Below are 25,351 nucleotides of genomic sequence, written 5' to 3'. Positions count from 1 at the left end.
AGGAATACAAGAATGATTTAACATATCAACAGATTTTTCAAAAGACTTTCCCTATTTTTGTGAGCACAGATTTTTCTGTGCTTTTTTATTGATTTAAAACGTTAAATTTTTTTACGCGTTGAGTTTTGATCAATTATACCCGCTTCTAACTTTGGGTATGAATACTTCATAACTTACCAAAATAAGACAAAAATGATAAGATCGATTGGTTTAATTTTAGGATTATTGTTGAGCTTTTTAAGCTTTTCCCAAATGGAAATGCCCGAAGATAAAGTAGATTGGGAGTTTAAGGTAATCCAAGATGGTTGTGACGCAACAATTGTTGGAAAAATGAAAGTTGACGAGCATTGGCATATCAACGCTTTGACACTGCCAGAAGATAATTTTGGAATTCCAACAACGTTTAAGGTTCACAAATCAGATAATTACATTTTGTCAGGTGAGGTAATTGAGCCAACACCAACAGAAGAGTTTGATGAGGTTTCGGAAGAAAATTTACGATACCACACAGGCCGTTTTGAATTAAAACAAAAAATTAAAGTCAAATCAAAAGATGATTTCCAACTCAAGCTTGATTTTGGTTTTCAACCATGTGATTCAGTAAAATGTCTTTTTCCTTTTGAAGAAACCTTCACAGTCGATGTTAAAGGATGTGAAGATCTAACTTCAAGCGCTCTTGATGATAACGCTGATCTTGATGAAGCCATTGATGATCTGGAAGGCAGTGAACTTAATGAGTCTATCTCTGATGAAGGTGACGATAACGCATCGGTAACGGATGATGTTAAAAGAAATAATGTTGAAACTGAGAATGCCGGAGTTGTTTCAGACGAAAAGAAACAGAAAGAGAAAAAGAAAAATAAAAATGATCCGACAGATCGTTCTTTATGGTGGATCTTCGCAGTTTCATTTGGTAGTGGGCTTCTAGCACTTGTTACGCCATGTGTTTTTCCTATGATACCAATGACAGTAAGCTTTTTTACAAAACAAAGTAAAACAAAGAAACAAGGAGTCAATAATGCTATTAAGTATGGGATTTCAATCATCGTAATTTATATTTTGTTAGGCATACTTGTGACTGCAATATTTGGTGCTGAATCGTTAAATAAGATGTCAACCGACCCTATTTTTAACTTCGTTTTCTTTTTGATTTTGGTTGTTTTTGCTGTTTCATTTTTGGGAGCTTTTGAAATTCGTTTACCAAGTTCATGGGCGAATAAAGCTGATTCAAAAGCAGACAAAGGAGGTTTTGTTGGGATTTTCTTTATGGCTTTAGCACTTGCTTTGGTTTCTTTTTCGTGCACAGGCCCAATTGTTGGGATTCTACTCGTTCAAGCTGCATCTGAGGGGGGATTAGCCCCTTTTATAGGTATGTTTGGCTTTTCCCTAGCGTTGGCATTGCCGTTTGCTTTATTTGCAGCCTTCCCTGGATGGATGAATACATTGCCTAAGTCTGGAGGTTGGTTGAACTCAGTAAAAGTAGTTTTAGGTTTCTTAGAATTAGCATTGGCATTCAAGTTTTTATCTAATGCAGATTTAGCGCTTCAATGGCACTTACTAGAAAGAGAAGTTTTTATTGCCATATGGATTGGTGTGTTTTTAGTCTTAGCCCTTTACTTATTTGGTAAAATTAGACTTCCTCACGATAGTCCAATTGAAAAATTGTCTGTGGGTAGAACACTGTTCGGTACTACAGTTCTTATTTTCGTTATTTATCTTATCCCTGGAATGTGGGGGGCGCCTTTAAAAATCATTAGTGCTTTTCCACCACCAATGAGTTATAGTGAAGCACCATTAGGCTTTGGTGGAGGAGGCTCTTCTGCAAACACAAAAGAAAACTATATTGAAGGTACCTTCTTAGGACCTCAAAATATAATGGTGTTTCATGAATATGATAAAGCTTTAGCTCACGCTAAAAAAGTAGATAAACCTTTATTTGTTGATTTTACAGGTCATAATTGTGTGAATTGTAGGAAAATGGAACAGAGTGTTTGGGGTGAACCTGGTATATTAGAAATGCTCCGAGATGATGTTGTTATTGTTTCTCTTTATGTTGATGAAAGAATCGATTTGCCAAAAGAAGAGCAAGTGACGGTGACTTTTCCAAATGGTAGAGAAAAAAAGCTGAAAACAACAGGTGATAAATGGTCGTTTAAACAAGTTTCAGAATATCAAGTGACAGCACAGCCTTATTATATTTTACAAAACGGCGAAGGAGAAGATTTGGATATTGGTCCAGCTGATTACCAAAACCACAGTAATCCAGCGGATTTTAGAAAATGGTTGGAAGACGGGCTGAATGCATACAAGAACGACAAAAATAAATGATTTTCATATAACAATTGCCTTTTTGTTGACCTGAGTTTTTAAAGGTTAATAACTTTTTCTTGTAATCATTTACTTGTCAAAACTAAAGTATTACTTTTGTCAAAACGATAGAGAAATGATTGAACGCACTAATGCAGTTTTAGTTTTAGAAGACGGCACTACATTTACAGGAAAAGCCGTAGGGGAAATAGGAAAAGCGGCGGGTGAGCTTGCTTTTAACACTGGGATGACAGGATACCAAGAGGTTTTTACAGATCCTTCCTATTTAGGACAATTAGTAATCATGACATCGCCACATATCGGTAATTACGGAACGACTCCAGTTGAGTCTGAATCAGACAGTATCCAATGCGCTGGAATTATCGTTAAAAAGTTTTCGGAAGTAGCATCACGTGATATCTCAGAAATGTCACTCCAAGATTTCCTTATAAAAGATGGTAAAGTAGGAATATCAGATATTGATACGCGTGCCTTAGTGCGTTATATTCGTTCCAAAGGTGCGATGAATGCAATTATTTCTTCTGAAGAAAATGTGAGTGTTGAAGATTTGCAAGAAGAAGTGAAAAATATTCCTTCTATGAAAGGGCTTGAATTGGCAAGTAGAGTTTCAACAAAAGAAGCATATGTTTTGCCTTCAACTACAGGGAAAAGCCACTATAAAGTTGCACTTGTAGATTTCGGTTCGAAAGCGAGTATTGCAAGGTGTTTGAATGAACGTGATTGTGAAGTGAAGGTCTTTCCGATGAGTACATCATTGGAGGAGCTTTTAGCGTACCAGCCCGATGGTTTTATGTTGTCAAATGGACCTGGAGACCCTGCCGTTATGAAATCTTCGCATGAGTTGGTGAAAAACATTATTGAAACAAATATACCCATCTTTGGAATTTGCATGGGACACCAAATTATCGCATTAAGTCAAGGTTTGACAACGGAGAAAATGCATCAAGGACATCGAGGTTTGAATCATCCTGTATTAAATCACCAAACAGGAAAAGGAGAAATAACAAGTCAAAATCATGGGTTTGTTGTTTCTCGTATGAGTGCAGAAGATCATGAAGAAATTGAAATCACACATTCTCATTTGAATGATAATACTGTGGCAGGAATTGCATTAAAAGATAAGCACGTTTTTTCTGTTCAATTCCATCCAGAATCATCTGCAGGTCCACACGATTCAAGGTATTTATTTGATCAGTTTATCACCAACATGGATACCTATAAACAATCTTAAAAAAAGTAATATGAGTTATATAGCTAATATTTTTGCACGTCAAATTTTAGATTCTCGCGGAAACCCAACTTTGGAAGTAGATGTATATTCTTCCAATGGACGTATCGGTAGAGCAGCGGTTCCTTCAGGAGCGTCAACAGGAGTTCATGAGGCTGTTGAGTTGAGAGATGAAGATCCAAATCGATACTTAGGAAAAGGTGTTCAAAACGCCGTTGCTAACGTAAATACTACAATTAATGAGGCTTTACAAGGAACGTATTTGTTTGACCAAAAGGCAGTTGATTACAAATTAATGCAGCTAGATGGAACCGATAATAAGTCTAAACTAGGAGCAAACGCAATTCTGGGTGTTTCATTAGCTGTTGCAAAGGTGGCAGCCGCTGAATCGAATTTATCGCTTTTTAAATATGTTGGTGGAGTAGGCGCAAACACAATGCCGGTGCCAATGATGAATATTCTGAATGGAGGGTCTCATGCTGATAATAAAATCGATATTCAAGAATTTATGGTTATGCCTTTCGGAGCAAGTTCTTTCTCTGAAGGCTTGCGTATGGGGACTGAAATTTTCCATCATTTGAAAAAAGTGTTACAAGATAAAGGATATTCTACAAATGTTGGAGATGAAGGTGGTTTTGCCCCAAACTTGGGATCAAATGAAGAAGCAATTGAATTTGTTTTAGAAGCCATATCTAAAGCAGGATTTACACCAGGCAAAGATGTGTGGATTGCTTTAGATGCTGCAAGTTCAGAGTTCTATAACAAAGAAAAAAAGAAATATATTTTTGAATCTACTGGTACGGAAATGACTTCAGCTGAGTTTGTTGAATATTGGAAAGATTGGGCAGATAAATATCCAATTGTTTCTATTGAAGACGGCTTGGACGAAGATGATTGGGAAGGATGGCAAATGTTGACTTCCGCAATTGGAGATAAAGTTCAGTTAGTAGGTGATGATTTGTTTGTAACCAATACCAAAAGGCTGAAAAGAGGGATTAAAGAACAGTCTGCTAATTCAATATTAATTAAGGTTAATCAGATTGGAACTTTAACCGAAACAATTGAGGCAGTTCAATTGGCAACACAAAATGGTTTTACCTCTGTGATGAGTCATAGAAGTGGAGAAACTGAAGATACAACCATCGCTGATTTGGCAGTAGCTTTAAATTGTGGTCAAATTAAAACAGGATCAGCTTCACGAAGTGATAGAACTGCAAAATACAACCAGTTAATCAGAATAGAAGAAGAACTTTCTGATAGCGCTAATTATCCAGGGTTGGACTTTAAGTTTGTTAAGAAGTAAAAGAAAATTAGTTGTATGATTTTATAAAAAGAGGTGGAATTTATTTTTCACCTCTTTTTTTTACCTCTTTTTTGTATTAAAATTAAAGTTAAAAACAATATACGGATCAAGACTAATTATTGGGGATTATGCATAAAAGTGGTTAAAACCACTCCCTCCCCAACTTTTGAGATTGATCCCAATAGATTTATTCGGCTATCGCTTTAATTCCTGGCAAAGTTTTACCCTCAAGATACTCTAGCATAGCGCCACCACCTGTTGAAACATAGCTTACCTTGTCTGCTAAATCCATCTGATTGATAGCTGCCACAGAATCTCCACCTCCTACAAGTGTAAATGCGCCTGCTTGCGTTGCATTAACCAATGCATTTGCAATTGCAACAGTACCTTGTTTAAAATTTTCCATTTCAAAAACGCCCATTGGACCGTTCCAAAGAATTGTTTGCGAAGATTGTATGATAGTATTAAACTCTTGTATGGATTGCGTTCCAATATCTAGTCCCATCCAGCCGTCTTCAATTTCATTGATGTCGCAGGTTTTTGCATTCGCGTCATTTGCAAAATCATCCGCTACAATTGTATCGCATGGTAAGTAAATCGAAACATTATTTTTTTCCGCTAAAGTGAGAATTTCTTGAGCAGTTTCAAGATAATCATTTTCAACTAAGGAGTTACCAACCTTGCCGCCTTTAGCTTTAATAAACGTGTAGGCCATTCCGCCACCAATAATTATATTATCTACACTATCCATCAATTGTTTGATAATCGAAATTTTAGAACTTACTTTTGCTCCTCCAATAATTGCTGTTGTTGGTGGGGTTGGATGTTTAACTACTGCATCAATATTTTTTATTTCGTCTGCTAGAAGTAAACCAACAAACTTATTTTTAGGAAAGAATTGCGCAATTATTGCGGTGCTTGCATGTGCTCTGTGAGCGGTTCCAAAAGCATCGTTTACGTATATATCGCCGTGTTTTGCTAATTTTTCAGCAAATGCTACATCGCCATTTTTTTCTTCAGGGTAAAACCTAAGATTTTCTAACAAAACAATTTCACCCATTGCTAAATCTTTAGTTGTCTCAAAAGCTTCATTGCTTATACAATCGTTTACGAATGTTACTTCCTTGCCAATTAAGTTTTCCAAAGCACTCACCACATGTTTTAGTGAATATTTGTTTTCAGGACCACTTTTGGGTCTTCCTAAATGCGACATGAGTATCACGGCTCCGCCGTTTTCTAGGACGTGTTTAATAGTTGGAACAGCAGCTTTTATACGTGTGTTATCTGTTACCTTTAGGTTCTCATTGAGTGGAACGTTAAAATCAACTCTTATTAGTACCTTTTTGTCTTTAATTTTAGCCTCAGAAATTGAATTCATCTTTTTTTCTACAAATTTAAAACAATCTTTCATTAAATTTTACGTTAAAAGTATAATTGAAATACCTTTAAATAGGTAAAAGACATATGTTACATAAGATTTTAGTTGGATACGAAAAATATTACATATATTTGTATCTGAATAAATGTTAAAACCTTAAAATTATACAATGCAATATTCAAATATTAAGTTTGATCGATCAGGTAACGCTGATTTTTACAAGACCCTTCAAAAACGAGTAAGAAAATATTTTAAGGATAATAATACCACAAGATACGGAAATGGAGCTATGATTTTTAAGTCAATCTTTATGATTGCGCTTTATTTCGTGCCCTTTATTCTTTTACTAACTGTTGTGGAATCTGTATGGTTGTCTTTAATCATGTGGCTTTTAATGGCATTAGGGATGTCTGGAATTGGGCTTTCAATAATGCATGATGCTAATCATGGTGCTTATTCAAAAAGTAAATTTGTTAACTCCTTCATGGGAGGATTGTTAAGTGTTGCTGGAGGAAGTGATGCAATGTGGAGAATTCAACATAATGTTTTACATCACACGTACACCAATGTAACAGGAATGGATGAGGATATTGATCCAGGATCAGTGCTTAGATTTAGTCCGCACGAAGAACGTAAACCATTCCACAAATATCAACATTTCTATGCCTGGTTTTTATACGGAATGATGACACTTTTATGGATTACAGTTAAAGACTTTAAACAAGCAATACGTTACAAAAAGTTAGGTCTTACTAAAACTGAGTCTGCTAGTTTTTCGCGTATGTTAACAGTCATTATCATTAGTAAGATACTTTATTACGGTGTTTTCTTAGTGCTACCATTAATTTTTAGTCCTATTGCTTGGTACTTTACAATTTTAGGCTTTTTAATGATGCATTTTATTACAGGTGTAATTTTAGGATTAATATTTCAGTCCGCTCACGTTGTTCCTTCATCTAACTATCCTATGCCAGATGAAACAGGTAATATTAAAGCGGATTGGGCTGTGAGTCAATTAATAAACACATGTAACTTTGCTCCAGATAGTAAGTTTTTATCATGGTATGTTGGAGGGTTAAACTTTCAGGTAGAACACCATTTGTTTCCTAACATTTGTCACGTTCATTATAAGAAGATTTCAAAAATTGTAAGGGAAACAGCGGAAGAATTTAATCTTCCATATAACTCTGAGAAAACTTTTGGTTCAGCAATAAAAAGTCATGCAATGATGTTGAAGAAATTAGGTAGACAAGACCAAGTTTAAGGTTTATGAATACCGAAGTTTTTCGGAACCATTGCCTTCAAAAGAAGCATACAGAAGAAGGTTTTCCTTTTGACGAAACGACCTTAGTTTTTAAATTGAAAGGTAAAATATTTGCTTTGCTCAGTTTAAAGGAAGATAGTAGGACTTGCAACCTTAAATGTGATCCAGAAAAGGCTATTGCGTTACGTGAAAAATTTAAGGGAGTTGTTCCAGGTTACCATATGAATAAAAAGCATTGGAATACAATTTCTTTTGATGAAGACGTTTCGGATGAATTAATTCTCGAGTTAATTGATCACTCTTACAATTTAATCCATACATCATTTTCTAAAAAGATTCAAAAAGAACTAAGTTTATGAGTGTACGTATAGATAAATTTGTGTGGTTCACACGTCTTGCAAAAACACGTTCAATTGCTACCGAGCAAGTGAAAAAAGGAAAGGTAAAACTAAATGGAGTAAGTGTAAAACCAGCTAGAGAAGTCAAAGAGGGAGATGAAATTGGCATTGTAAAACATACCTCTGTTTTTACTTACAAAGTAAAAGCATTATTGAATAATCGAGTAGGAGCAAAGTTAGTAGAAGATTATTTGATCGATACGACGAATCCGGAAGAACTAGAAAAGTACAAAACTTATCAAACTGCTCAAAGCGCATACCGCCATAGAGGCACTGGAAAACCTTCAAAGAAAGACCGCCGAGAATTAGATGCTTTTTTAAAACGTAAATTTTAAAATCATCTCTTTGCCTCGCTTTTAGTGGTATGAATAGTATAAAAAACATTTTATTATTTCTGAAAATAAGGTTATATTTGCATTTAAAATTATAAGAAAATAGTTATGGAAAATTTCATTGATACGCCCGTAAATCAGACGGCTTCAAAAGCTCAAATTAAGGAGTTTTTTACAGGTGTTTACACTTACATGTTTATGGCGCTTGTTGTATCAGGAGTGGTTTCATGGTACTTAGCCAATTCTGGATTGTTTATGCAATGGTTTATTGATTCGGCTACAGGAAGTGTGAGTCCATTGTTTTATGTGGTTGCATTTTCACCATTGGCATTGGTGTTTTTAATTCAAGCCAAATATCAAAGCTTTTCTTTAGCCGCTTTGGTAGGTCTTTTTGTCCTTTATTCATCCTTAATAGGTGCTAGTTTAGCCTCTATATTTTTTGTATACAGTATAGGGGATATCGCTACAACCTTTTTTGTGACGGCAGGTGCTTTTGGTGCAATGGCAATTTTAGGTTATACGACATCAGTAGATTTATCTAAGATGGGAAGTCTTTTGTATATGGCCTTTATAGGAATATTTATTGCCGCAATTGTCAATATGTTTATGGCCAGTGAATGGTTAGCTTATTTGATATCAATTGTTGGTGTTTTTGTCTTTACTGGATTAACAGCCTGGGAAATGCAAAAGTTAAAGGCGATTGCAACAGATACATCTATCTCCTCGGAAAGTAAACAGAAAATGAGTTTAATGGGTGGACTAACATTGTACATTCTATTTATTAACTTGTTTATGTCTTTATTACATTTATTAGGCGGTAGAGATTAAACGAACTGTTAAAAAATATTTATTTTGAATCCTTCAGGTAATTATCTGAAGGATTTTTTTTGAAACTCACTTTTGATTCTTTTTTTGGTGCTTATTTAAATTGTTCGTGTTATCAATCTAATGCGTAATTATTTTAATAGAAATTCATTAAAAAAGCTAAGCATTCCTTGTTCTTTCGTTCAATAGTGGGTAAAACCTAAGGCTTCTCGAGTGGATAAAGTTGAGCACGGCTAATTAATCTATAAGAATCTTACGTGTAATTGTTGAAGGTATATAATCGGACGAAGTTGACGAATGATGATCTATCCTTTTGACGCAAGAAAATGCTTCATAACAATTGAAGTGGCGCCACGTTGTGACTCCATAAATGTTAGAACTTGATTTTCCAATTTATCCTTTTTAAAGGATAGGTATGCTTTGTAAAAAGACTTGTTTTCATCGCAGCTTCTACCTATTTCATTATCAATGAATATTTGAGCTTCTGGAAACTTCTCGTGTTTAGGTCCAAAGATTACTGGAAGTCCGAAAGCCGCCGGTTCAAGAATGTTATGTAAACCTGTTCCAAAACCACCGCCTACATAAGCTATTTCTCCATATTTGTAGACTTCGGCCAAAACACCTATACAATCCAAAATTACTACTTGGGTATGTTGTTTTAATTCCTCACCTTTTAGAAGTTTCGTGTATAATTGATAATTTACTTTTAGTTGACTTTCAATTTGCGTAATGTGCTTCTGATCTACCTCATGAGGCGCAATAATAACTTTCGATTTTATCTTGAAGTCATTGATGTATGGAATAATTATTTCTTCATCATCTGGCCAGGAACTGCCTACAATGAAAATTGATTCTTGATTTGCCCAAGGAGCAATAATTTTATTTTCCGCTGATTTAGCTGCTCTTTGCATTACGCGATCAAACCGAGTGTCACCAGAAATGGTAACCTCTGAAATTCCAATTTGATTGAGTAGCTTTTTACTCATTTCATTCTGTACAAAAATATGGTCGAATAAGAAAAGTGATTTTCTAAATGTTCCACCATACCATTTAAAATACCGATGGTTTTTCCGAAATGCAGCACTGATTGAAAATAGCTCGGCTCCATTTTCTTTAGCAACCGTTAAATGGTTATTCCAGATCTCATATTTAATAAAAAATACCTTTTTGGGATTAAAATGTGCAATAAACCGCTTCGCATTCTTTTTTGTGTCTAAGGGAATGTAACACGTAAAGTCTCCGATTGATTGTTTAGCGATGTGTTCGTATCCAGAAGGGCTGAAAAAACTGACGAGCAAAAAGTCTTTTGGATGCTCTTTTTTCCAAGCTTCCATTATTGGTTTTCCTTGATCATATTCTCCTAATGAAGCACAATGAAACCAGATTACCTTACGATTATTTATATTGGGTAATGTCGACCATAAGTTTTTTCTTCCAAGAACCCATTTCTTTGCTTTCTCATTAAACAAAGCGCCAATTCGCATTAAGATTCCGTAAATAAATATGGCAAGGTTATAAAGCATAACTTAATTGTAATAATAATCTTTAGGTTGGCGTTTGTATATAGGGATTAACCATCCAACTTTAAAACCTATCATCTGTTCTATGCGTAAATCTTTATCTACTTTTTCATTGGGGTGATCCCAAAATACATCTCTTTGATTTTTTGTAAAACCTTGTTGGAAATATGCGCCTGCATAAAAATTCAAGATTCCACGGTCTGCCATGTAGCTGTATCCTAAAAATTGAGAAGTATTCAAACCTATTGTCAATCGATCATAACCTTTTAGGTAATCTCCTTGAAGTTGCGGAACTTCATCTTCTTGTGTTTCAATTCTCAATTTATGCCATAAATAGCCTGCGGTCAATTGAATCATTACTCCAGAATTAGGGTTTGGATTGAGAATAGGTAAGATTTTGCTTACCGATAAATTGACGTTAAATCCCCTATTGAAATAAAGGACAATTGATTTTTCACCCGATGTGTTAATAATTTGGCCTGCTTCATCTTTTAAATTTTGAAGTAATCCAGGGATATTCACATCATTTCCGAAAAAGAAGTTTCCGTCAATTCCATATATCCAATTGCGCTTTGTTTTATACCCTGCATGAGAACCGATTGCATTTGTTAGCCCATAACGATCAGCTAAGTCACCGCCTGTCCAGTTTAAACCGTACTGAACACTCACATAAGGCGTAGCTACGGCCTTTGTTGCGTCTCGTTGTGCGTTGACATGATTGGTGTTAAGCATGCAAATCACAGCAAGAAAGAATAAAGAGGTGAAGTGACTTTTAATGACGAATTTTATTGAATACATAACACAAAAATAAAAAGAACATTGAGATTATAGGACTAAACGATAATTTAATAATTAAAGGATACCGACGATTTATTTAACGGAAGGTGATGCTGCCAAGACTATACTTTTTACCTTTTCTACCAATGATCATTTGTACTTGTGTATTCGTAAAAGAGGTCGATAATTGTGGAACAAAAATGGTTTTGCTTTCTTCACGTTCCATAATTGATTTTCGCATCATTTGTCCCGATTTTATATTTATTTTAATGTGTGCGATTGTATTTAGTGAGGTGTTGAATTGTGCTCTGTTAGGAAGTTCCCTAACTTTGTTGTATGCTCCTTCTTCGTTATAGTTAGCTTTCGAATCATTAAAAAACAGATGGTAGTTGGAGGTGTCACAATACGTTGAAGCAGAAAGATGATAGCCGTAATCGTTAATGGACCTTTGGATTTTTGGCACGAGTTGACACCATAGCAATTGTCCTTGTCGATTAAACTTAGATACTAAAATATGTGTTTTCCAATAATACGTATCCACAATATTGGTGGTTCCTGGCGCATCTGTTCCCCCATAACGGTACTCCTTTGCATTAAATTCTGTTGTTAATAAGTAGTGATTGTCAATTTCTATAAAGTCAATAACTTCATACATTTTTTGTTCTTCAGTTGTGCCATAATTATCGGAGATTGCTTCTAATTCTTTTTGATTAATATAATTGAGAATATGATTGGGATAAGGCATGAAATGTTCTGCTAAAAGTTTGCCTTCAAAGTCAAATCTAGAGAAGTAAGCTCCTTCAATTTTTCCATCAATAAAAGAGGTGTATAATCCTGAAATCAAGATTTCGTTTTCATTCACTTTTGTTTCTGCTGAGACTAGATATTTGTTTTGTAGATGAAATACCCATTCATTTAATTCATCATTTTTAATTTGTGTTGCGACGATTTTATCAAAATACTTATTTTTATTTAAGATATTATTCAATTGACTATTTGCTGAATGAGCGGAGAAAAATAATTGACTACTGTCATTAATTACAATAAAGTCTAAAGGATAAAATGCATTTTTCACATAAGGCACTGCAAAAGTTCTTTGAGTTGTTGTAGAATAATTGTTGTTAATTAATGCATAGTTAATGGTTGTGAAGTCTTCTTTTCTATCATTTGAAAAATACATCAATGTTGCATATTCTTGATTGTAGTTTTCTACTAGGAATAAACGTGAAGGATCGATTTTCTTATAATCAAAATCAAAACCCTCTAATGCAAAACCATGGTTGTTTTTTGTGGTAACACTTGGGTCGATATAATGATAGTATACTTGCGCTTTATTTTTTAAAAATTGAGTACTGATGGAAACACCTAGCACACGATTTTTCAACAAACTGAAGTCAACTAATTGTGTTTTATTTCCATTACCGAAAAACTTAATTGGTCGAGATTTTGGTAAATGGTAGTTGTCAATATAATCAAAAGAGAATTTCGCATTTTTCTTGCTAAATAGAGAAAAGAAGGAAGTTTTTTTTTGAATACATAAAAGCTGGTTGTCAGAAGTCCGCTCTAGGCCAATTACATTTGCTTTTGTATGTTCTCCAAAATAAATTGAAATGTGTTCGTAATCTTTAATGGCTTGAGCAAAAAGATTGAAATGAACACTGCACATTATGATAAAAGAAAGTATGTGTAATCCATGTTTAAGCATTAAGACTTTATTTAGTTCCTCACGAATATAAAACATTTGAGACAAACAATAAACTGGTTTGCGAAAAGAAGATTCTTTTTGAGTCTAAGAAATTTTGAAACATCGGTTTCTTTAAGAATAGAACACCTAAAGGCTTTCATTAACCCGGATTATTCACCATTTTCTTTTAGTGTATGTAATAATACGTTCTATATTCCGGTATAATTATGTGGAGTTATAGCTTTTAATTCTGCTTTTATTGCATCACTCACAGAAAGTGTATCTACAAATGAATGAACAGTCGCTTGAGTTATTTTCTCATTTTTTCGTGTCAAGCCTTTTAATGCCTCATAGGGTTTGGAAAAACCTTCACGTCGTAAAATAGTTTGAATTGCTTCTGCTACTACTGCCCAATTATTTTCTAAATCTTCAAACAAGGCTTTTTCGTTTAGCAATAATTTTTTCAATCCAACTTGTGTTGATTTAAAACCAATTAACGTATGCCCGAATGGAACACCTACATTTCTTAGTACTGTTGAGTCAGTTAAGTCACGTTGCAATCTAGAAATAGGTAGTTTGCCAGCTAAATGAGCTAAGATTGCAGACGAAATCCCTAAATTTCCTTCCGAATTTTCAAAGTCAATTGGGTTTACTTTATGTGGCATTGCACTTGATCCAACTTCACCTTCTTTTAACTTTTGTTTAAAATAGTCCATGGAAATATACGTCCACATATCTCTATTCAAATCGATAATAATACTATTGATTCTTTTCATTGCATCAAAAAGTGCTGCAATATTGTCGTAATGTTCAATTTGAGTTGTTGTTTGACTTCTTGTTAACTGAAGATGGTGACTAACAAAATGATTAGCAAAACCTGCCCAATCATGATTAGGGAAAGCAACATGATGTGCGTTTAAATTCCCTGTTGCTCCACCAAATTTAGCAGAAAACGGAATTGACAATAATTGCTTTTTTTGAATATCTAACCTTTCATGAAAAACAAGAATTTCTTTTCCTAATCGTGTTGGAGATGCTGGTTGCCCATGTGTTTTAGCAAGCATAGAAATATCAGCCCATTTTTTAGCATAATCTTCAAGAATGTTCATTAAACCATTCAATTCTGGAAGGTATATCTCTTCAATAGCATGTTTCATAGATAATGGAACAGCTGTGTTATTAATGTCTTGAGAGGTAAGACCAAAATGAATAAACTCAATGTATTCAGAAAGGTTTAGTGCTTCGAGTTTATCTTTTACAAAATACTCAACCGCTTTAACATCATGATTCGTAACTTTTTCTGTATCTTTTATCGTTTGTGCATCAGACTCCGTAAAATCCTCATAGATTTTTTTTAAATCTGAAAATCTGTCTTTTGGAAAATCTGATAACGGTTGAATGCCGCTATTAACCAATGCAATAAAATATTCAACTTCTACCAAAACCCTATACTTGATCAAGCCAAATTCTGAAAAGTAAGGTGATAATTCTTTTACTTTTCTTCTGTATCTTCCATCAATTGGGGTGATTGCATTTAGCGCATTTAATTCCATTATTCCTATTTTTGAATATTTAAAAAGGCAAAGATACTTATTTTGTAAGAATACCGTTTTGAATTCCTACTACATTGTTATTTTTGATCATTATTAAAATGTATTCATGAAATTTATTCAACATTTCATATTGGGAATTAAAAGCTATTGGAAAGCCATTCATTTTATACAGAAGCATAAACTGTATTGGTTTTTGCCGATTCCTGCGCTTTTAATGTTGCTTATTTATTATGTGGGAAGTCAGTTTGCGCATTGGCAATCTGATTGGTCTGCTAATGAGGGTTGTCTTGTGTGTACCAATATGAATGAAACAATTTGGTTTTTACTTAAATTGTTGTTGAGCATTTCAATTGGGTTGATCTTGATGAAGTTTGCGAAGTATATTGTTGTGGTTTTACTCTCACCAATGCTATCAGTTATTTCCCAGATTGTTGAAAAAAAGCTAACTTCCAATACCTATCCTTTTAGTTTGCAACAAACAATGCATGATGTAAAAAGAGGTGTCCGTATTGCGATGAGGAATGTTATGTATGAATATATCTTCTTCTTGCTCATACTAATTGTCTCTGCAGTTGGCTGGGAAGAGGTTCATCATTCTCCTTTCTTTTACCTAACCTTTGCAATTGGATTTTTCTACTACGGATTTAGTTTTATCGATTATGTAAATGAGCGTAGAAGGTTAGATATTGATCAAAGCATTCACTTTATACGCAGACACCGTGGCCTTGCAATAGCAATAGGAAGTGTATATTCAATCTTTATTCTTGTTCCTGTTGATTTAGGTAAAATGTTAAGCTTTGAAGGGTTTTTAGATAATCCGTTTACGATTATGGGCACTGTTTTGTTTCAATTCCTAATGTGGATGTTAGCTTCTATTGCACCTATTTTAACTATTGTTGCGGCTACTATCGCTATGGACGACCTTGTAGATTTGAGTAGAAATGAACATGCGCTTAGAGAAATAGACGATATTTCAGATATAAAACAATAGTATTCATTTTACTGATAAAGATTTCTCATTTTTTGACGCTCATTGATTCTCTTTTTTTATATTTGGAAGGATTATTGTATATTCGTAAATTAATTTTGAGAGAATCTAAGAACTATATTCTTCATACATAAACAGCATTTTAAGATTATGAAATCTACTTTTACCCTTTTCAGTCTCATTTTTTTAATGTCAAACATTAGTCTTGGGGCGCATTCAAATATTAATCCTTTGCCTACTGACTCAAGCTCTTCTATTATTGATAGAACAGCCGCTTTATACTTAGTGGAAGAAGGAAAAAAAGCTTTTAACGAAGGAAGAACAAGAGATGCTTTGAGAAGGTTTAGAGAAGCTTATGTAAGAGATAAGTATAGTTACAGAGCAGCGTATTGGATAGGTGAGGCGCATTACAATTTGGATAATTATGGATACGCATTAAAATACGCTAAAATTGCAGAATCACTTAGTGAAGCAACAGATGGAGATGTTTTTTATTTGATAGGAAAGGCTTATCATCGACAAAATTATTTGGACAGTGCAAGATGGAATTATGAATTAGCTGAAATACAATTGTCTACTGCTAAAAAAAATGCATACAACTTGAAACAGAATTTAGATGAAATTGATTATGCAATTAAACATAAGGATGCCGAAAACAAATTTGATCGGATTTTACTCAACGATAATGTAAATTCTGGATATGATGATTACAGTACAGTACTTTCTGATGATGGCAAGGAACTTTTTTATGTTTCGAGAAGACCAGATACAAAAGGAGGTAACTTAAACCCAGGTGATCAACGATACTTTGAAGATATATACCTTTCTAAATGGGACGATGAAATTGGAGATTGGGGAACGCCAAGTAACGATCTTAAACGATTAAATTCAGAAGGTTTTGACGCTATAAGTCACCTTTCTCCAGATGGAAATACAGCTTATTTGACTGTTAATACTTCTATATTGGATGTGAAAAAGAAAACGAGAAGTTCTGATATCTGTGTTTCTGAAAGAACGAAGGAAGACCGTTGGTCAACCCCTAGGCCAATTAAAAATAAGAGTATCAACACCTCTTTTTTTGATGGCGCACCAACTTTGACTGCTGATGGAAATACAATGTATTTTGTGAGTGATCGAGATGGAAAAAAATCTAAATCCGATATATATGTTGTTTATAAAGATGGAAGAAGTTGGGGAGAGGCTAAGAAACTACCAATGACAGTCAATACCACTGGTAATGAAACAACACCTTTTATTACACCAGACAATCGATATTTATTCTTTTCTTCGGATAGCAGAAAAGGATTTGGAGGTTATGATGTTTATGTGACTGAAAACATTGGGGATACTTGGACAGATCCCGTGAATTTAGGACCTAACTTCAACACCGTAAACAATGATATTTTCTTTAAATATTATCCTAAATTCAAGCAGGCAATGATTTCTACATATCGACTACAAGGAAATAAAGCCAGTATGGATGTATTTAAAATTCTAATTGATGGGTGGGAAATTCCCTAATTGCTAACATTTTCTAATGATCTTTATCGATTTAAGAAAGTATAGAAGAAATTCATTTATATGTCTTTCATTTTCTGCATGAATTACTGTTAAAAAAAACTCTAACTGATTAAGAGCCAGTTTTTAAAGGTGGATGGAATGACAGGGTTAAAAAATATGAGTTGAAATGTTACGCAAAGCCAGATTGACCGTGTTGACATTTCAAACGCTTGACATCCTCTTACTCGGTTTAATAATAACTTATCTATGCCACAGATTATTAATAAATGATTTATTAAGTACACTTTCTATGATATAAACAGACAAGGAGATATATACATCCACCCATAATGTCGGGTGAATAATCCTAATCTGTTTTGATTGTCTGATTTCATTTTTCAGTCTATCAATGAGACAAACTCTGTACAGATAATTTTATTAGCTATATTTTAATTATTTACAACGGATTAATAGGTTGCAAATCATTAACTAATCAAGCACTAAACTAAGTGGGTTAAAGAAGCAATGTTAACCCGGATTATTAACTCCTTTAGTCGTTGAGCTCGCAGGCTCGGTTCATGCATTTAATTTTAAATCTATTCTAGGCACAAGACCTAAAGTAATATATGTATATTTCGCGGGGCTTGTAACGACGAATAGATCAAAATTAAATCAAAATCTTACAAATACACAAATACCCAAAAATGGGTTTCTCAAATTTTACAGGAAATACAGTTAAAATACTGACTTACAGATGTTAACATTCTTAAACTTTAAGATTGGTGAATAATTCGGGTTAAGATTCAAGAACAGTTAGTTTAGCAAATTTTAAAATTAAAGTTTTAGCTCCCACTCTTGGGAAGAATACACTCGCTTTTTTATCACTTCCCGTTCCTGAGATAGCTGTTACTTTCCCTTTTCCAAATCTAGCATGTTCAACGTTATAACCCACTTTTAACTCTTCTGTTGTCCCACCAGACGCATTACCTTTTTTTGAAGGAGGTGTTGAACTCGATTTTCCCAATGGTGTTAAGTTGCGTTTTTTCTTTCCGCCCATCATTCCAAATCCTGAAGTTCTGTTATCAGAAGGACGCTTATATCCGCTTAATGATTTTCCACCACTTCGACCGCGAACTTCATTTTCAACATTTACAAATGATTGATCTACTTCGTCAATAAATCGACTTGGCTCGGCGGTTACTAACTGTCCCCAACGATATCGACTAACTACATAAGATAGTGTGCATGATTTTTCTGCTCGTGTTAAAGCAACGTAAAACAATCGTCTTTCTTCTTCTAATTCCGTTCTCGATGTTAATGATAGTTGAGAAGGGAATAGATTTTCCTCTAATCCTACAATAAATACATGAGGGAACTCCAATCCTTTAGACGCGTGTATTGTCATTAAAGTTATGGTATTTTTATCTTCTTCTTTTTCTTGATCCGCATCTGTTAATAAAGCGACATCAATAAGAAAGTCACTCAATGTACCTACTTCATCTTTCTCTTCCTGTTGAACAGAAAATTCTTTAATACCCGCTAATAACTCTTGTATGTTTTCATACCGTGCAACTCCTTCAGGCGTTTTATCGTCATAAAGATTCTTTAAAATACCAGAAGATTGAGCAATATTGTTGGCCAATTCGTATGCGGGTGTTTTTTCCATTTGAATTGCGTAACTCTGAATCTTGGTAACAAATTGAGATATTTTATTTCTAGCTCCCGCGTTTATCGATACAGGATATCTATTAAAGTCTGATATTACATCCCAAACAGCAACGTCATATTGTCGCGCGGCCAAGATAATATTGTCCATTGTGGTTTTTCCAATACCACGCTTGGGGTAATTAATAACTCTTTTGAGGGCTTCTTCGTCTTTCTCATTTGCTGATAAACGGAAGTAGGCAATTAAATCTTTAATTTCTTTTCGTTGGTAAAAAGATAAACCTCCATATATTTTATAAGGTAAATTAAGTTTTCTTAAAGATTCCTCAAAAGATCTGGATTGTGCATTGGTTCTATATAAAATCGCAAAATCTTTATAGTCTATACTTTCTCGTTGCTTGATTTCATAAATTCTATTGGTAATCACTCGCCCTTCTTCGTTATCTGTTAGACATCGGATAACATTTATTTTACCGCCTTCACTATTGTCTGTCCAAACATCTTTCTCTATCTGATCTTTGTTTCTCTTAATTATACTATTTGCAGCGTTTACTATATTGCTGGTACTTCTGTAATTTTGCTCCAATTTAAACATCTTAAAGTCAGGATAGTCCTTTTTGAAATTAAGTATGTTTTCGATATTTGCACCACGAAAAGAATATATACTTTGGGCGTCATCACCAACTACGCAAATGTTTTCATAAACGGCTGCCAATTTCTTAACAATTAAGTATTGTGAGTAATTGGTATCTTGGTACTCATCCACTAAAATATATTTAAATTTTTGTTGATAGTGATGAAGAACATCAGGGAAGTCTCTAAGTAAGACATTGGTTTGATATAGCAAATCATCAAAATCCATTGCGCCAGATTGGAAGCAACGCTTTACGTATTCTTTATAAATTCTGAATATTTCTGGTTTTTTAGCCATTCTATCTTCGCCTACAATTTCAACATTGGCTTCGTAGGCTTGTGGTGATATTAAATTGTTTTTAGCACTTGATATTCTACCATGAACAGCATTTGCTTTATATACTTTGTCATCTAAACCAAATTCTTTAACAATCATTTTAATCAAACTTCTTGAATCCTGCGTATCATATATGGTAAAGTTTGAAGGGTAACCAAGCTTGTCAGAATTATAACGAAGGATTCTAGCGAAAACGGAGTGGAAAGTACCCATAGTTATGTTCATTGATTCATTACCGCCAATGATTGAATTGATTCTTTCTTTCATTTCCTTTGCTGCCTTGTTGGTGAAAGTTAGTGCAAGAATATTAAAGGAGTCTACTCCTTGACGCATCAAATGTGCAATACGGTAGGTAAGAACACGTGTTTTACCAGAACCAGCACCTGCAATCACCATCATGGGGCCGTCAATATTTTTTACAGCATTTAATTGACTTTCGTTTAAACCTTCTAAATAATTCATAAAACAAAGATAGAAATAACCTTTAACCATCTTTGGATTTTTCAGCTAATTTTGTGGGTTTAGATTTAACATATTCCTCATTAAATCAAAAAGGATCTTGATACATGCAAGTGAATGAAATATTTATTGAAAATTGATTTTGTGTGATTTACCACTATACGGCTTATTTGAGCCAAAAAGAAAAACAATTAACACCTCTTTGTTAAAAATCAGCAACTTTTATTCGGATTTTATTGGATTCTAAAATTAAATATTTATTTTTGCACCCCTCAAAGTAGTTTTGAGGTAATTATTTATTGTAAAAATTTAATGTGAAAATATGCCAACTATTCAACAGTTAGTTCGCAAAGGAAGAACAGCGCCGGTGAGAAAAAGCAAGTCCGCAGCACTTGATTCTTGTCCGCAGCGTAAAGGAGTATGTGTACGTGTGTACACCACTACACCTAAGAAGCCTAACTCTGCTATGAGAAAAGTAGCCAGAGTACGTTTAACAAATGGTAAGGAAGTCAATGCTTACATCGGTGGGGAAGGTCATAACCTTCAAGAACACTCGATGGTATTGGTTCGAGGAGGAAGAGTTAAAGATCTTCCTGGTGTTCGATATCATATCGTTCGTGGTGCAGAAGATACCGCGGGTGTAGAGGGTAGAACACAACGTCGTTCTAAGTATGGTGCTAAAAAACCTAAAAAATAAAACGTAAGTCATGAGAAGAAAAAAGGCGAAAAAAATTGAGATCTTACCAGATCCAAAGTTTAACGACGTTCAAGTAACAAAGTTTGTTAACAACTTGATGTTGGATGGTAAGAAAAACACATCTTTTAGAATTTTTTACGATGCGATTGATATCGTTGAGCAAAAATTAGAAGATGAGAAAGGTTTAGATGTTTTCAAAAAAGCGATTGAGAATATTACTCCTAGTGTTGAGGTGAGAAGCCGTAGAGTTGGAGGGGCAACTTTCCAAATTCCAACACCAGTGCGTGAAGGAAGAAAACAATCTTTAGCAATGAAGTGGATGATATCTTTCTCTCGTAAGAGAAACGAAAAAACAATGGCTCAGCGTTTAGCTAATGAGTTTATTGCTGCTTCAAAAGAAGAAGGTGGAGCATACAAGAAAAAAGAAGATACGTTAAGAATGGCAGAGGCAAATAAAGCCTTCTCTCATTTCAGATTCTAAAATCGAGTTATGGCAAAAAGAGATTTAAAATATACAAGAAATATCGGAATTATGGCGCACGTAGATGCTGGGAAGACCACAACTACGGAGCGAATTCTTTATTATACAGGAATTAGTCATAAATTAGGTGAAACTCACGATGGCGCTTCTGTAATGGACTGGATGGAGCAAGAGCAGGAAAGAGGTATTACGATTACTTCAGCTGCAACAACAGCTTCATGGACATATTTAGACAAAGAATACAAGATCAATATTATTGATACTCCTGGGCACGTTGACTTTACAGTTGAGGTTGAGCGTTCTTTACGTGTTTTAGATGGTGCTGTTGCATTATTCTGTGCTTCATCAGGTGTTGAACCTCAGTCTGAAACAGTTTGGAGACAAGCTGATAAGTATGGTGTTCCAAGAATTGGTTTTGTTAATAAAATGGACCGTGCTGGTGCAGACTTCTTAGGAACAGTAAAACAAATTACTGATAGATTAGGAGGAAAGCCAGTTCCACTTCAATTACCAATTGGTTCTGAAGATACTTTCAAAGGAGTTGTTGATTTAATTGTCAACAAAGCTTTTGTTTGGAATGAAGAGGATTTAGGAATGACATGGTCTGAGGTTGATATACCAGAAGACATGAAAGAATCTGTTGAAGAATATAGAAACCATTTGATTGAAGCAGTAGCAGAATCTGACGATGCTTTGATGGAAAAATTCTTTGAAGATCCTAATTCTATTTCTGAAGAAGAAATGATTGCAGCAATTAGAAAGTCTACAATCAATATGTCAATTACTCCTGTAATGTGTGGATCTGCTTTTAAAAATAAAGGTGTTCAAACATTATTGGATGCAGTTATGGCATTCTTACCATCTCCTGTAGATGTTGAAGCTATAGAAGGTACTAATCCGGATACCGGAGAGGTTGAGGCTAGAAAGCCATCTTTAGAAGAACCGATGTCTGCTTTAGCATTTAAAATTGCTACGGATCCATTCGTAGGTCGTTTGTGTTTCGTTAGAACTTACTCTGGTAAAATTGATGCTGGTTCTTATGTATTTAATACACGTACTTCTAAAAAGGAACGTATTTCACGTTTATTCCAAATGCATTCAAGTAAGCAAAATGCTATTGATGTATTAGAATGTGGAGATATTGGAGCAGCAGTAGGATTTAAAGATATCCGTACAGGAGATACTTTGTGTGATGAAAAAAGTCCAATCGTATTGGAGTCTATGGAATTCCCTGACCCTGTTATTGGAATTGCTATTGAACCAAAAACAAAAGCTGATGTTGATAAATTATCAGTTGGTTTAAATAAATTATCTGAGGAAGATCCAACTTTCCAAATTTCTTCTGATGACGATTCAGGACAAACGATAATCTCTGGAATGGGTGAGTTGCACCTTGAGGTTTTAATTGAAAGATTAAAACGTGAGTTTAAAGTTGAAGTAAATGAAGGTGAACCACAGGTTTCTTACAAAGAACAAATTTCAGCGCCAGTTGATCACAGAGAAACTTATAAGAAACAATCTGGTGGTCGTGGTAAATTTGCTGATATAGTAGTAAAAATTAGCCCACAGGAAGACGAAGAAAAAGAAGGACTTGAATTTATTAACAGTATAAAAGGTGGTAACGTACCAAAAGAATACATTCCATCAGTTGAGAAAGGTTTCGCAACTGCTATGAAGAATGGTGTTTTAGCTGGTTACCCAATGGATTCTCTTAAAGTTGAATTGATTGATGGATCTTTCCATGCTGTCGATTCTGATTCTCTATCGTTTGAGGTAGCTGCGAAAATGGCGTACAGAAACGCAATACCTAAAACAAGTCCTCAACTACTAGAGCCTGTTATGAAATTGGAGGTTGTTACTCCAGAAGAAAATATGGGTGATGTAGTGGCTGATTTGAATAGAAGACGTGGTCAAATGCAAGGAATGGATGATCGTTCAGGAGCAAAAGTTGTTAAAGCAACCGTTCCACTTTCGGAAATGTTTGGATATGTAACAACGTTGAGAACATTATCGTCAGGTCGTGCAACATCAACAATGGAGTTTTCTCATTATGATGTTTGTCCAAAACATATTGCAGATGAAGTTATCGCTAAAGTAAAAGGTGATGTAACCGCATAATTTAATAGGAATGAGTCAAAAAATAAGAATAAAATTAAAGTCATACGACTATAACTTAGTTGATAAATCAGCTGAGAAAATTGTAAAAACAGTTAAAACAACAGGTGCGGTAGTAAGTGGACCAATTCCATTACCAACACACAAGAGAATTTATACTGTATTAAGATCACCACACGTTAACAAAAAGGCACGTGAGCAATTTGAACTATGTTCTTACAAACGTTTGTTAGATATTTATAGTTCATCATCAAAAACAGTTGATGCATTGATGCGTTTGGAGTTACCAAGTGGTGTAGACGTAGAAATAAAAGTTTAATTATAATAAAGTAAAGAATGCCAGGAATTATTGGAAGAAAAGTCGGAATGACTAGTGTCTACAGTGTCGAGGGTAAGGCAACACCATGCACAGTGATAGAAGCTGGTCCTTGTGTAGTAACACAAGTTAAGACAAGTGACAGAGATGGTTATGATGCTGTTCAATTAGGTTTTGGAGAGCGTAAAGAAAAAAACACGCCGCAATCTCTAAAAGGTCACTTTAAGAAAGTAAAAACAACTCCAAAAGCGGAGTTATTTGAATTTAGTAATTTTGAACAAGAACTAAAAGCAGGTGAGGAATTAAAAGCAGACTTCTTCAAAGAAGGAGAGTTTGTTGATGTTTCTGGAACTACTAAAGGTAAAGGTTTCCAAGGTGTTGTTAAACGACATGGATTTGGAGGTTCAGAAAGAACACATGGTCAGCAAAGTATGCTTAGAGCACCGGGTTCAATTGGTATGGCCTCAACACCGGGAAGAGTTTTTAAGGGTAAAAAGATGGCTGGTCAAACGGGGAATACGCGTGTAACTATCCAAAACTTAAAAGTTCTAAAGGTACTTGCAGATAAAAATATTATCGTAGTTAAAGGTTCTATCCCAGGAGCTAAAGGTTCAACTGTAATTATTGAGAAGTAATGGAAACAAAAGTATTAGATACAAAAGGAAAAGCTACTTCAGACAAGGTAACACTTGCTGACTCAATTTACGGAATTGAGCCAAATGATCACGCAATATATTTAGACGTAAAACAATACCTGGCTAATCAACGTCAAGGTACGCACAAGTCTAAAGAAAGATCTGAGATCGTTGGAAGTACTCGAAAGATTAAAAAACAAAAAGGAACAGGTACTGCCCGTGCAGGTTCTATTAAGAGTCCAATTTTTAGAGGTGGTGGTCGTGCATTCGGTCCTCGTCCAAGAAACTATCGTTTTGATTTAAATGTAAAGTTGAAAAGAGTTGCAAGACGTTCAGCTTTGTCTTTAAAAGCAAAAGAAAATAGTATTATGGTCTTGGATGGTCTTAAGTTTGACACACCGAAAACCAAAACGTTTAAATCTGTTTTAACAGCGTTGAAATTGGATAGTGAAAAAGTATTATTCGTTGTTGGAAATGAAAACGACAATGTATACTTATCAGCAAAGAATATTAAGAATACAAAAGTAGTTTCTGCTGATTCACTTAACACTTACGATGTGTTAAATGCTAAGAAAATTGTAATTGCAAAAGATGCAGTTAATGTTATTGAAAAGATTTTAAACTAATTGGTGATGAACACAATTATAAAAAAACCTCTTATTACCGAAAAAGCAACATTAGACAGTGAAATGAATAATCGTTTTACTTTTCTTGTTGATCCAACGGCAAATAAGATAGAAATTAAAAAGGCTGTCGAGAGCATCTACGGTGTTACAGTTGACGCTGTACGTACGATGAATTATGGCGGTGGAAAACCCTCTGTTAAGTTTACTAACAAAGGTATCGTTGAAGCACGTAATAAACGTCTTAAAAAGGCTATTGTTACAGTTGCTGAAGGAGAGACGATTGATCTGTTTACTAATGTTTAATTAATT

22 protein-coding genes are annotated in these 25,351 nt (G+C 34.5%); 16 read left to right on the top strand and 6 right to left on the bottom strand.

Going from position 1 to position 25,351, the window contains the following annotated elements; genetic code table 11:
* The first annotated feature begins 192 nt into the window (after positions 1–192).
* The 3 genes from CW751_RS06595 to eno all read left to right on the top strand — a co-directional run bounded on the left by CW751_RS06595 (position 193) and on the right by eno (position 4,859).
* Positions 193–2,328 (top strand): protein-disulfide reductase DsbD family protein, encoded by a 2,136-nt coding sequence (locus CW751_RS06595; RefSeq protein ID WP_240612539.1) that lies wholly within the window; start codon positions 193–195, stop codon positions 2,326–2,328.
* A 115-nt stretch (positions 2,329–2,443) separates the two neighbouring features.
* On the top strand, positions 2,444–3,559 hold the full coding sequence (gene carA / locus CW751_RS06590; RefSeq protein WP_101334210.1) for a glutamine-hydrolyzing carbamoyl-phosphate synthase small subunit: 1,116 nt from the start codon (positions 2,444–2,446) through the stop codon (positions 3,557–3,559).
* A gap of 10 nt (positions 3,560–3,569) precedes the next feature.
* Positions 3,570–4,859: a phosphopyruvate hydratase gene (gene eno / locus CW751_RS06585; protein ID WP_101334209.1), complete on the top strand. Its 1,290-nt coding sequence runs from the start codon at positions 3,570–3,572 to the stop codon at positions 4,857–4,859.
* A 187-nt stretch (positions 4,860–5,046) separates the two neighbouring features.
* Here eno and CW751_RS06580 read toward each other — a convergent pair whose 3' ends face one another.
* Positions 5,047–6,237, bottom strand: coding sequence for a phosphoglycerate kinase (locus CW751_RS06580; protein ID WP_101334227.1), 1,191 nt, complete (start codon positions 6,235–6,237; stop codon positions 5,047–5,049).
* 169 nt (positions 6,238–6,406) lie between these two features.
* On the opposite strand from CW751_RS06580, the gene CW751_RS06575 reads away from it, so the two are divergent.
* The 4 genes from CW751_RS06575 (at position 6,407) to CW751_RS06560 (ending at position 9,059) form a co-directional block, all read left to right on the top strand.
* A complete protein-coding gene (locus CW751_RS06575) occupies positions 6,407–7,501 on the top strand; it encodes a fatty acid desaturase family protein (protein WP_101334208.1) in 1,095 nt (364 codons plus the stop codon).
* 5 nt (positions 7,502–7,506) lie between these two features.
* The gene (locus CW751_RS06570) at positions 7,507–7,860 is read left to right on the top strand and encodes an MmcQ/YjbR family DNA-binding protein (protein ID WP_101334207.1); all 354 of its coding nucleotides are present in this window, start codon (positions 7,507–7,509) and stop codon (positions 7,858–7,860) included.
* Positions 7,857–8,234: an RNA-binding S4 domain-containing protein gene (locus tag CW751_RS06565; protein ID WP_101334206.1), complete on the top strand. Its 378-nt coding sequence runs from the start codon at positions 7,857–7,859 to the stop codon at positions 8,232–8,234. Before CW751_RS06570 ends, CW751_RS06565 begins: the two co-directional genes overlap by 4 nt.
* 105 nt (positions 8,235–8,339) lie before the next feature.
* The gene (locus tag CW751_RS06560; RefSeq protein ID WP_101334205.1) at positions 8,340–9,059 is read left to right on the top strand and encodes a Bax inhibitor-1/YccA family protein; all 720 of its coding nucleotides are present in this window, start codon (positions 8,340–8,342) and stop codon (positions 9,057–9,059) included.
* A gap of 302 nt (positions 9,060–9,361) precedes the next feature.
* Here the strand turns inward: CW751_RS06560 and CW751_RS06555 are convergent, their stop codons facing one another.
* From CW751_RS06555 to purB, 4 genes are all read right to left on the bottom strand, one after another.
* Positions 9,362–10,579 (bottom strand): 3-deoxy-D-manno-octulosonic acid transferase, encoded by a 1,218-nt coding sequence (locus tag CW751_RS06555; protein WP_101334204.1) that lies wholly within the window; start codon positions 10,577–10,579, stop codon positions 9,362–9,364.
* A 3-nt stretch (positions 10,580–10,582) separates the two neighbouring features.
* Positions 10,583–11,374: a hypothetical protein gene (locus CW751_RS06550; RefSeq protein ID WP_133122146.1), complete on the bottom strand. Its 792-nt coding sequence runs from the start codon at positions 11,372–11,374 to the stop codon at positions 10,583–10,585.
* A 76-nt stretch (positions 11,375–11,450) separates the two neighbouring features.
* Positions 11,451–13,058, bottom strand: a complete 1,608-nt coding sequence (locus CW751_RS06545; protein ID WP_133122145.1) for a hypothetical protein — start codon at positions 13,056–13,058, stop codon at positions 11,451–11,453.
* Between the two features lie 188 nt (positions 13,059–13,246).
* Positions 13,247–14,590 carry an adenylosuccinate lyase gene (gene purB, locus CW751_RS06540; protein ID WP_101334201.1) on the bottom strand — a complete coding sequence of 448 codons (1,344 nt, stop codon included), beginning with the start codon at positions 14,588–14,590 and terminating at the stop codon, positions 13,247–13,249.
* A gap of 106 nt (positions 14,591–14,696) precedes the next feature.
* Here purB and CW751_RS06535 point away from each other — a divergent pair, with 106 nt between their 5' ends.
* Together CW751_RS06535 and CW751_RS06530 are read left to right on the top strand one after the other, a co-directional pair.
* Positions 14,697–15,581: an EI24 domain-containing protein gene (locus CW751_RS06535; RefSeq protein WP_101334200.1), complete on the top strand. Its 885-nt coding sequence runs from the start codon at positions 14,697–14,699 to the stop codon at positions 15,579–15,581.
* Positions 15,582–15,767: 186 nt separating this feature from the next.
* Entirely contained in the window at positions 15,768–17,099 is a 1,332-nt protein-coding gene (locus CW751_RS06530) for a PD40 domain-containing protein (RefSeq protein WP_165779233.1), read from the top strand.
* A gap of 775 nt (positions 17,100–17,874) precedes the next feature.
* On the opposite strand, the gene CW751_RS06525 is transcribed toward CW751_RS06530, so the two are convergent.
* Complete coding sequence (locus CW751_RS06525; RefSeq protein ID WP_101334198.1) at positions 17,875–20,175, bottom strand: ATP-dependent helicase; 2,301 nt, start codon at positions 20,173–20,175, stop codon at positions 17,875–17,877.
* Between the two features lie 319 nt (positions 20,176–20,494).
* On the opposite strand from CW751_RS06525, the gene rpsL reads away from it, so the two are divergent.
* Genes rpsL through rplW form a run of 7 tightly spaced genes read left to right on the top strand, consistent with a single transcriptional unit; the run spans position 20,495 to position 25,345 of the window.
* The gene (gene rpsL, locus CW751_RS06520) at positions 20,495–20,869 is read left to right on the top strand and encodes a 30S ribosomal protein S12 (protein ID WP_101334197.1); all 375 of its coding nucleotides are present in this window, start codon (positions 20,495–20,497) and stop codon (positions 20,867–20,869) included.
* A 10-nt stretch (positions 20,870–20,879) separates the two neighbouring features.
* Positions 20,880–21,350, top strand: a complete 471-nt coding sequence (gene rpsG / locus CW751_RS06515; protein WP_101334196.1) for a 30S ribosomal protein S7 — start codon at positions 20,880–20,882, stop codon at positions 21,348–21,350.
* A 9-nt stretch (positions 21,351–21,359) separates the two neighbouring features.
* Complete coding sequence (gene fusA, locus CW751_RS06510; RefSeq protein WP_101334195.1) at positions 21,360–23,468, top strand: elongation factor G; 2,109 nt, start codon at positions 21,360–21,362, stop codon at positions 23,466–23,468.
* 10 nt (positions 23,469–23,478) lie between these two features.
* The gene (rpsJ, locus tag CW751_RS06505; RefSeq protein ID WP_101334194.1) at positions 23,479–23,784 is read left to right on the top strand and encodes a 30S ribosomal protein S10; all 306 of its coding nucleotides are present in this window, start codon (positions 23,479–23,481) and stop codon (positions 23,782–23,784) included.
* A 17-nt stretch (positions 23,785–23,801) separates the two neighbouring features.
* A complete protein-coding gene (gene rplC, locus CW751_RS06500) occupies positions 23,802–24,416 on the top strand; it encodes a 50S ribosomal protein L3 (protein WP_101334193.1) in 615 nt (204 codons plus the stop codon).
* The gene (gene rplD, locus CW751_RS06495) at positions 24,416–25,042 is read left to right on the top strand and encodes a 50S ribosomal protein L4 (protein WP_101334192.1); all 627 of its coding nucleotides are present in this window, start codon (positions 24,416–24,418) and stop codon (positions 25,040–25,042) included. The genes rplC and rplD overlap by 1 nt, the downstream gene beginning before the upstream one ends.
* Before the next feature lie 6 nt (positions 25,043–25,048).
* A complete protein-coding gene (gene rplW, locus CW751_RS06490) occupies positions 25,049–25,345 on the top strand; it encodes a 50S ribosomal protein L23 (RefSeq protein WP_101334191.1) in 297 nt (98 codons plus the stop codon).
* Positions 25,346–25,351 lie beyond the last annotated feature (6 nt).

The organism is Brumimicrobium salinarum (assembly GCF_002844555.1).
Lineage (GTDB): Bacteria > Bacteroidota > Bacteroidia > Flavobacteriales_D > Crocinitomicaceae > Brumimicrobium > Brumimicrobium salinarum.
This window is presented reverse-complemented; position numbering and strand designations above follow the sequence as displayed.